This window comes from Devosia insulae DS-56 (assembly GCF_000970465.2).
In the GTDB taxonomy this organism is placed as follows: Bacteria; Pseudomonadota; Alphaproteobacteria; order Rhizobiales; family Devosiaceae; genus Devosia_A; species Devosia_A insulae.
Map to the genome: position 1 here is coordinate 1 of NZ_LAJE02000403.1, position 1,593 is coordinate 1,593.

General features: G+C 66.7%; 2 protein-coding genes and 1 pseudogene. 2 read left to right on the top strand and 1 reads right to left on the bottom strand.

What is annotated here, in order from left to right:
* The first annotated feature begins 191 nt into the window (after positions 1-191).
* Positions 192-893, top strand: coding sequence for a tetratricopeptide repeat protein (locus tag VW23_RS27600; protein ID WP_069912684.1), 702 nt, complete (start codon positions 192-194; stop codon positions 891-893).
* A 25-nt stretch (positions 894-918) separates the two neighbouring features.
* The gene (locus VW23_RS27605; protein WP_069912685.1) at positions 919-1,362 is read left to right on the top strand and encodes a hypothetical protein; all 444 of its coding nucleotides are present in this window, start codon (positions 919-921) and stop codon (positions 1,360-1,362) included.
* Here the strand turns inward: VW23_RS27605 and VW23_RS29350 are convergent.
* Positions 1,348-1,593: pseudogene (locus tag VW23_RS29350) on the bottom strand (amidase); the annotation flags it as partial. The gene VW23_RS27605 and the pseudogene VW23_RS29350 overlap by 15 nt on opposite strands.

Consider the following 1,593-nt stretch of genomic DNA (forward strand, 5'->3'; position numbering starts at 1 on the left):
GGGGAGGGGGTACTCTTCCCGCACCGCCTCGTGAGCTGCGTTACCACCAAATCCACCCCGGTCCGCCACCCCCTCCAATCCGCTTGGAGGTGCTCCACCGGCCTGTACTCGCGGCGGCACCCGAGCCGGGGTTAGCTCCTCCCATCAGACCGGCCCGCAAGACCGCGGCGGTCACACCAGGGAGAACCGACATGAACAGCTTCGCCAAATCCACCCTCGCCGCACTGGCTCTGAGCCTTACCCTCAGCGCCTCGACCGCCATCGCCGCGACTGCCGAAACCGCCGTCGACGCCGTCAAGTGCGTGCAGCGCGAACTGACCGCGCTCGGCTTTGAAACCGGCCTCGCCGATGGCCTCGTCGGGGTGAAGACCTTCCTCGCCAGCGAAGCCTATATCCGCTACATGCGGGCCAATGGCGAAAAGGGCTGGGCGCAGCCTGGGCTCAATGTCGATACCGCCCGGCTCTGGTGCGAAAAGGTGGCCGACGCCCACCCCAAGGTGGCGCCGTTCTGGCGCGCCTTCGCCGAGACCGAGATGCCCACCGACCCCAAGGCGATCTTCGAATTCGCCTATCGCTACGATATCGGCATCGGCGGCAAGAAGAACGAGGCGCTGGCGGTGCGCTGGTACTTGAGGGCCGCCGAGCTCGGCTATGCCCCGGCGCAGCGCAACCTCGCCGGCATGTTCGGCTCGGGCCGCGGCATCGCCCGCAACGATGACACCGCCCGCTACTGGTTCCTCGCCGCCGCCAATCAGGGCGATGCGCAGGCCCAGTATGTGCTCGGCAAATATTACAGCGCCAACCGCGAGATGAGCCTCGGCTGGCTGTTCAAGGCGGCCCAGCAGGGCCACCAGGCCGCCATCCTCGAGCTCGAGAGCCTGCTCGAAATCTGACGCCCCCAGCCCCAGGAGAGACCAAATGCTGAAGCATCTGATTGCCGCCGCCCTCGTTGCCATCACCTCGGTCCCCGCCCATGCGGCGGGGCTTCCCGGCCAGGCCAGCCGCAACTGCCAGATTCCGCAGAGCGTGCCGGTCGACGCGGCCAAGGCCGACAAATCGAGCCCCTTCCTCGGTATCTTCGATGGCCGCTGGGAACGCGTGCTGCCGGTGACGCTGATCATCTACGAGGTCGAAGGCAGCAAGGCCTATGGCTACTACGCCTGGAAAGACTATGGCCCGTGGAAGGTGAAGGCCGGCTGCCGCGCCGTCCTCGGCCGCATCTCCGGCCAAACCCTCAGCTTCCGCGGCGACGACCACATGACGTTTGTGTTCAAGGGTGCGAAGCCCGCCGGAACGTACATCTACAAGCCGGGGACATCAGAGGAGTTTGTGGAGAAGGCGAGCTTTTCAAGGAAGCGGTGAGGCGAGGGACTGGCTACCCAACAATGCCGCCCCCAACTCCAGCAGATCCGCATCCGCCCCGGCCGCGCCCAGCAGGGACAGCCCAAACGGCAGGCCCTCGGTCTCACCCAGCGGCAGGCTCAGTTGCGGCAGACCACTCAACCCGGCGTGGCATAGCATCGAAATAGACCGCAGGCGGAAGGCTTCCAGCGCTTCGCCGGTGCTGCCGGGGAGGGGGGCGGCACTGGGGAC